The organism is Anaerobacillus alkaliphilus (assembly GCF_004116265.1).
In the GTDB taxonomy this organism is placed as follows: Bacteria; Bacillota; Bacilli; order Bacillales; family Anaerobacillaceae; genus Anaerobacillus; species Anaerobacillus alkaliphilus.
The window spans coordinates 1-5,868 of sequence record NZ_QOUX01000044.1 but is presented as its reverse complement, the minus strand read 5'-3'; the positions used below and the strand labels follow the sequence as shown (position 1 = coordinate 5,868).

General features: G+C 36.6%; 5 protein-coding genes. All 5 read left to right on the top strand.

All coding sequences use genetic code 11. From position 1 onward, the window contains the following. The first annotated feature begins 311 nt into the window (after nucleotides 1-311). On the top strand, nucleotides 312-1,025 hold the full coding sequence (locus DS745_RS14105) for an MgtC/SapB family protein (protein ID WP_241657829.1): 714 nt from the start codon (nucleotides 312-314) through the stop codon (nucleotides 1,023-1,025). Between the two features lie 123 nt (nucleotides 1,026-1,148). Then, entirely contained in the window at nucleotides 1,149-1,613 is a 465-nt protein-coding gene (locus DS745_RS14100; protein ID WP_129078888.1) for a CtsR family transcriptional regulator, read from the top strand. Nucleotides 1,614-1,639: 26 nt separating this feature from the next. Continuing rightward, complete coding sequence (locus DS745_RS14095) at nucleotides 1,640-2,179, top strand: protein-arginine kinase activator protein McsA (protein WP_129078887.1); 540 nt, start codon at nucleotides 1,640-1,642, stop codon at nucleotides 2,177-2,179. Continuing rightward, nucleotides 2,179-3,255: a protein-arginine kinase McsB gene (locus tag DS745_RS14090; protein WP_129078886.1), complete on the top strand. Its 1,077-nt coding sequence runs from the start codon at nucleotides 2,179-2,181 to the stop codon at nucleotides 3,253-3,255. The genes DS745_RS14095 and DS745_RS14090 overlap by 1 nt, the downstream gene beginning before the upstream one ends. Nucleotides 3,256-3,276: 21 nt before the next feature. After that, complete coding sequence (gene clpC / locus DS745_RS14085; protein WP_129078885.1) at nucleotides 3,277-5,721, top strand: ATP-dependent protease ATP-binding subunit ClpC; 2,445 nt, start codon at nucleotides 3,277-3,279, stop codon at nucleotides 5,719-5,721. The last annotated feature ends 147 nt before the right edge of the window (nucleotides 5,722-5,868 follow it).

The following is a 5,868-nucleotide window of genomic DNA, read 5'->3' as shown; positions in this document are numbered from 1 at the left end:
ATTTCTCTTTCTGTAAATATCTTTTTACTCATTTGATCTTTCCCCAATCCCATTTTTTCTTTAATTATACAAAAAAGTACCCTATAGGCAGACTTTTTTTAATGTCTACTCTATAGGGTACAGTTTAGTCTGGGTGTGGTTTTGTTTTTCTTAAACATTAACTTATAACTGAAATGCTTTATTTTAGTAAGAAATCCGATAGTTAAATATATTGCTACGAGTATATGCATATAATAATAAACATTGTTTTTTGGTAGTGGCATAGCCTCAATTATCTAGAGATAATAATGTTTTGTTATAGGGGGGATTTGGTGGAAGTATTTATTTCTATAATAAATAGTGATAGTGCGACAATGGTGTCTCGCTTAATTTTAGCTGCTGTATTAGGTGGAATTGTAGGCGTAGAAAGAGAATATAACAAACATCCAGCTGGATTTAGAACACATTTACTAGTTTGTGTTGGTGCTTGTTTGGTAATGTTAATGGCCATGTTTGGTTTTCAGCAATTTATGGAGGAACATGGTGAGTTTGTAAATTATGACCCATCACGTTTAGCCGCCTATGTAGTCAGTGGTATAGGGTTTCTTGGGGCAGGTACTATAATTGTTCAAGGGTATACAGTTCGAGGCTTAACAACAGCTGCTTCTATCTGGGTAGTAGCGGGAATAGGATTATCCATTGGCGTTGGGATGTACTTTGCGGGGATTTTTACAACTGGAATTGTGATTTTAAGCTTAATTTTTTTAAATAGAGTAGAAGACTCCTTTTTTAAAAAAAGAAAGGGTGTTGATGCAATAGTCATCCATGCTACAGCAAAGGATACTACATTACTTACAATAATAAGTATCTTTGAAGAGAATAATGTGAAGGTTAAAAAGGTTATGGTGGAAAGAGCTCCTTCTTCTGACAATGAGAATTTATTAAGGTACCAATTAAAAGTGCTGTATCCGGATCAAGATGTAAAGTTAACAACAATAGAAAAGCTTTATAAAATAAACCAAGTTCATAAAGTGTACTCATTATAGGGATTAAATAATTAGAGATGGCAATAATGAGTTCAGATAGTTGATAAATTCGAAAAAATGGATATAATAAAATTAAAGTCAAAGATAGTCAAAGTCAAACACTTTTTTGGAAGGAGGGGTTTGGTGAAAAATGTTTCTGACATAATTGAGCAGTATTTAAAAACCATTTTAATGAAAAGTGAAAGTGATCTAGTAGAAGTTAAGCGTAGTGAATTAGCAGAAAAGTTTCAGTGTGTTCCTTCTCAAATCAACTATGTGATTAGTACTAGATTTACAATTGAAAAAGGATATTTAGTTGAAAGTAAAAGAGGCGGCGGAGGATATATTCGCATTATTAAGGTAAAAGCTCATAACCAAGCAGAACTCTATGATCAGATGTTGGCTCATGTCGGTGATAACATTAGTCAGAGTACTGCAGAAGATATCATATATCGACTTTACGAAGAAAATGCTATTACAAAAAGAGAAGCCAACCTACTCCAGAGTGGAATAGATCGATCGGTTTTAAATATTCAACTACCTTACCGTGATCAACTTCGAGCAAATATTCTTAAAGCAATGATTTCTACTCTAAAATTCAAATATTAATAATATAGTAAGAGGGGAGAGTTATCATGTTATGCCATGAATGTAATAAAAGAGAAGCTACTTTACATTTTACTAAAATTCTAAACGGCAATAAAACTGAGATACATTTATGTGATCAGTGTGCGAGAGAAAAAGGAGAATATATACCAGGCTCTAATGGATTTTCTATTCATCAATTATTATCAGGTTTATTAAACTTTGAACAAGCATTACCTAATTCGCCTAATAGAGCCCCTCAGCAACAAAAAGAGCAAAAATGTGAAAAGTGCGGCATGACACTATATCAATTTGCTCGGGCAGGAAGATTTGGCTGTGCAAAGTGTTATCAAACGTTTAATTCAAAACTAGATCCAATGCTTAGAAGGGTTCATAGTGGAAACACGACACATATAGGAAAAATCCCAAAGAGAATTGGAAAGGACATTCAATTACATCGTAAGATTGAACAATTAAAACAAGAGCTACAAGTCCATATCTCTAAAGAAGAATTTGAAGAAGCTGCGAACTTAAGAGACGAGATCCGCTCGTTAGAGAAGTTGAATCAACAAAGTGGGGGGAATGATTGATGTCACTAGAACATTTTATTAGTGAGGCAATTAGTCCTTGGATGAATCACGATGGACCCGAGTCTGAAATTGTCCTAAGTACAAGAATTCGTTTAGCTAGAAATTTAAAAGATTACTCTTTCCCAATCATTTCTAGTATTGATGAGGCGAGCTTAGTAGTAAAGCAAGTAAAAGAGCATTTTGAGGGAAAAAAATATGATCAGTTGGGTCCGTTTGAACTCTTAGAAATGGATGAGATGAAACCAAATGAGAAAAGGGTATTAGTAGAGAAACACCTTATTAGTCCTCAACTTGCTGATGAATCGAAGAAGGGTGCTGTTCTTTTAAGTGCTGATGAAGCTATTAGTATTATGATAAATGAGGAAGATCACCTTCGTATTCAATGCCTTTTTCCTGGATTTCAAATTAATGAGGCACTAGTACTTTCTAATGGAATTGACGATTGGATTGAAGAAAGGCTTCACTATGCCTTTGATGAAAGAAAAGGATTTTTAACAAGTTGTCCTACGAATGTGGGAACAGGTTTAAGAGCTTCTGTGATGATGCACCTACCAGCATTAGTTATAACAAAGCAATTAACAAAAATTTTGCCGGCAATTAATCAATTAGGATTAGTTGTTAGAGGAATTTATGGCGAAGGTAGCGAAGCTTTAGGTAACCTCTTTCAAATTTCAAACCAAATTACCCTTGGTAAATCTGAAGAGGATATTGTTGAAGATTTGCGTGGTGTCGTGCTTCAGTTAATTCATCAAGAAAAGGCTGCAAGGGAAATGCTATTACAATCTTCTAAATTACATCTAGAAGATCGAATTTACCGTTCATACGGTATCCTTGCTTATGCAAGAACAATTGAGTCCAAGGAAGCTGCTCAGCGCTTATCTGATGTTCGCCTAGGAATTGATTTAAACATTTTAAAAGGTGTTTCAGGCCAAATCCTAAACGAACTAATGATTTTAACGCAGCCTGGATTTTTGCAGCAGTACGCTGGGGAAATTTTATCAGCTGATCAACGGGATGAACGAAGAGCAGCATTAATTAGAGAAAGACTAAAGTTGGAAATTGAAAAATATAATTAATTTTCGGAGGTGGAGTTCATTATGATGTTTGGTAGATTTACTGAAAGAGCCCAAAAGGTGTTAGCATTAGCTCAAGAAGAAGCAATTCGTTTAGGTCATAATAACATTGGTACAGAGCATGTTTTATTAGGGTTAATCCGTGAAGGGGAAGGAATTGCTGCCAAAGCTCTATTAGGACTAGGATTAGGTTCAGATAAAATTCAAAATGAAGTAGAAACACTTATCGGAAAAGGGCAAGATGGTGCGAAGACAATTCATTATACACCTCGAGCTAAGAAGGTTATTGAATTATCAATGGATGAGGCTAGAAAATTAGGTCACTCATATGTAGGGACAGAACATATTTTATTAGGGTTAATCCGTGAAGGTGAAGGGGTCGCTGCTCGTGTATTAAATAATTTAGGTGTGAGCCTAAATAAAGCACGACAACAAGTTCTACAGTTGTTAGGTAGTAATGAGACATCTAGCAGTGGCCAACAAGGTGGAGCGTCTGCTAATGTAAATACACCTACGTTAGACAGTTTAGCAAGAGACTTAACAGCGATGGCCAAAGAAGAAGGATTAGATCCTGTAATTGGCCGTAGTAAAGAAATTGAACGAGTCATTCAAGTTCTTAGTCGTAGAACAAAGAATAACCCTGTCTTAATAGGTGAGCCTGGTGTTGGGAAAACTGCAATTGCTGAAGGCCTTGCTCAGCAAATTATAGCAAATGAAGTGCCAGAAACATTACGTGGTAAACGTGTAATGACACTTGATATGGGAACTGTTGTTGCTGGTACGAAGTATCGTGGGGAATTTGAAGATCGCCTTAAAAAGGTCATGGACGAAATTCGTCAAGCAGGTAACGTCATCTTATTTATTGATGAGCTTCATACATTAATTGGTGCTGGTGGTGCAGAGGGTGCTATTGATGCTTCAAATATTTTAAAACCATCGTTAGCAAGAGGAGAGCTTCAATGTATTGGAGCGACTACTCTTGATGAGTATCGTAAATACATTGAGAAAGATGCAGCCCTTGAAAGACGATTCCAACCAATTCAAGTGGATGAACCATCTATTGACGAGTCAATTCTAATTTTAAAAGGGTTAAGAGATCGATATGAGGCACATCACCGAGTAACGATCACAGATGAAGCGATTGAAGAGTCAGTGAAACTATCAGATCGTTATATCTCAGACCGTTTTTTACCAGATAAAGCAATTGATCTTATTGATGAAGCTGCTTCAAAAGTGCGACTGAGATCTTATACCATTCCACCTAACTTAAAACAGCTCGAAGGAAAGCTTGAAGAAACAAGAAAAGAGAAGGATGCTGCAGTGCAAAGTCAAGAGTTTGAAAAGGCAGCTTCTCTTCGTGATAGTGAACAAAGACTTCGTGAAGAGCTAGAAGGGTTAAAGAAAGAGTGGAAAGAAAAGCAAGGTCAAGAAAATACTGAAGTAACAACTGAAGATATCGCGCAGATTGTGGCTAGTTGGACTGGTATACCAGTTTCTAAGCTTGCTGAGGAAGAAACAGAGCGTCTCTTAAAAATGGAAGAAATTCTACACCAGCGGGTAATCGGTCAAGAAGAAGCTGTGAAAGCAATTTCTAAGGCAATAAGACGTGCGAGAGCGGGTCTTAAAGATCCGAAACGTCCAATTGGTTCATTTATCTTCTTGGGACCAACAGGTGTTGGTAAGACTGAGCTAGCTCGCGCTGTTGCAGAAACACTATTTGGTGATGAAGATGCAGTTATCCGTATTGATATGTCTGAATATATGGAGAAACATGCTACATCCAGATTAGTAGGCTCACCTCCAGGATATGTAGGTCATGATGACGGAGGACAGTTGACAGAAAAGGTACGTAGAAAGCCTTACTCAGTTATCCTTTTTGATGAAATCGAAAAGGCTCATCCAGAGGTATTTAATATCTTGCTTCAAGTACTAGAAGATGGTCGCTTAACAGATTCAAAAGGCCGTACAGTTGACTTTAGAAACACGGCTGTAATCATGACCTCGAACGTAGGTGCTAGTGAACTGAAGCGAAATAAATATCTTGGTTTCACGACAGAAACGGAAGGTCAAGAGTACAAAGACATGAAGGAAAAGGTTATGGGTGAGCTGAAAAAGAGCTTCCGTCCAGAATTCCTAAACAGAATTGATGAAATCATTGTCTTCCACTCACTTGAGAAAAAGCATATTCAAGAAATTGTCTCTTTAATGGCAGAAACATTAACGAAGCGTCTTAAAGAGCATGAAATTGAGTTTGTCTTAACTGAAGCTGCTAAAGCAAAGATAGCGGATGAGGGTTATGATCCTGAATACGGAGCTCGTCCACTTCGCCGGGCATTACAGAAGCATGTGGAAGATCGTCTATCAGAAGAGTTACTAAGAGGTACGATCCAAAAAGGTCAAAAAGTAGTCTTAGATGTAAAAGATAATGAGTTTGTTGTTGAAGGAAATGCAAACAAAACAACAGTATAAGTACAAAAGCCAGAAGCATAGGTTAAACTGTACCCTATAGAGTAGACATTAAAAAAAGTCTGCCTATAGGGTACTTTTTTGTATAATTAAAGAAAAAATGGGATTGGGGAAAGATCAAATGAGTAAAAAGATATTTACAGAAAGAGA

Bases quoted from the DNA above. Each gene is read 5' to 3' on its own strand.
- DS745_RS14095 (WP_129078887.1), top strand. From the start codon at position 1,640: ATGTTATGCCATGAATGTAATAAAAGAGAAGCTACTTTACATTTTACT.
- DS745_RS14090 (WP_129078886.1), top strand. From the start codon at position 2,179: ATGTCACTAGAACATTTTATTAGTGAGGCAATTAGTCCTTGGATGAAT.
- clpC (WP_129078885.1), top strand. From the start codon at position 3,277: ATGATGTTTGGTAGATTTACTGAAAGAGCCCAAAAGGTGTTAGCATTA.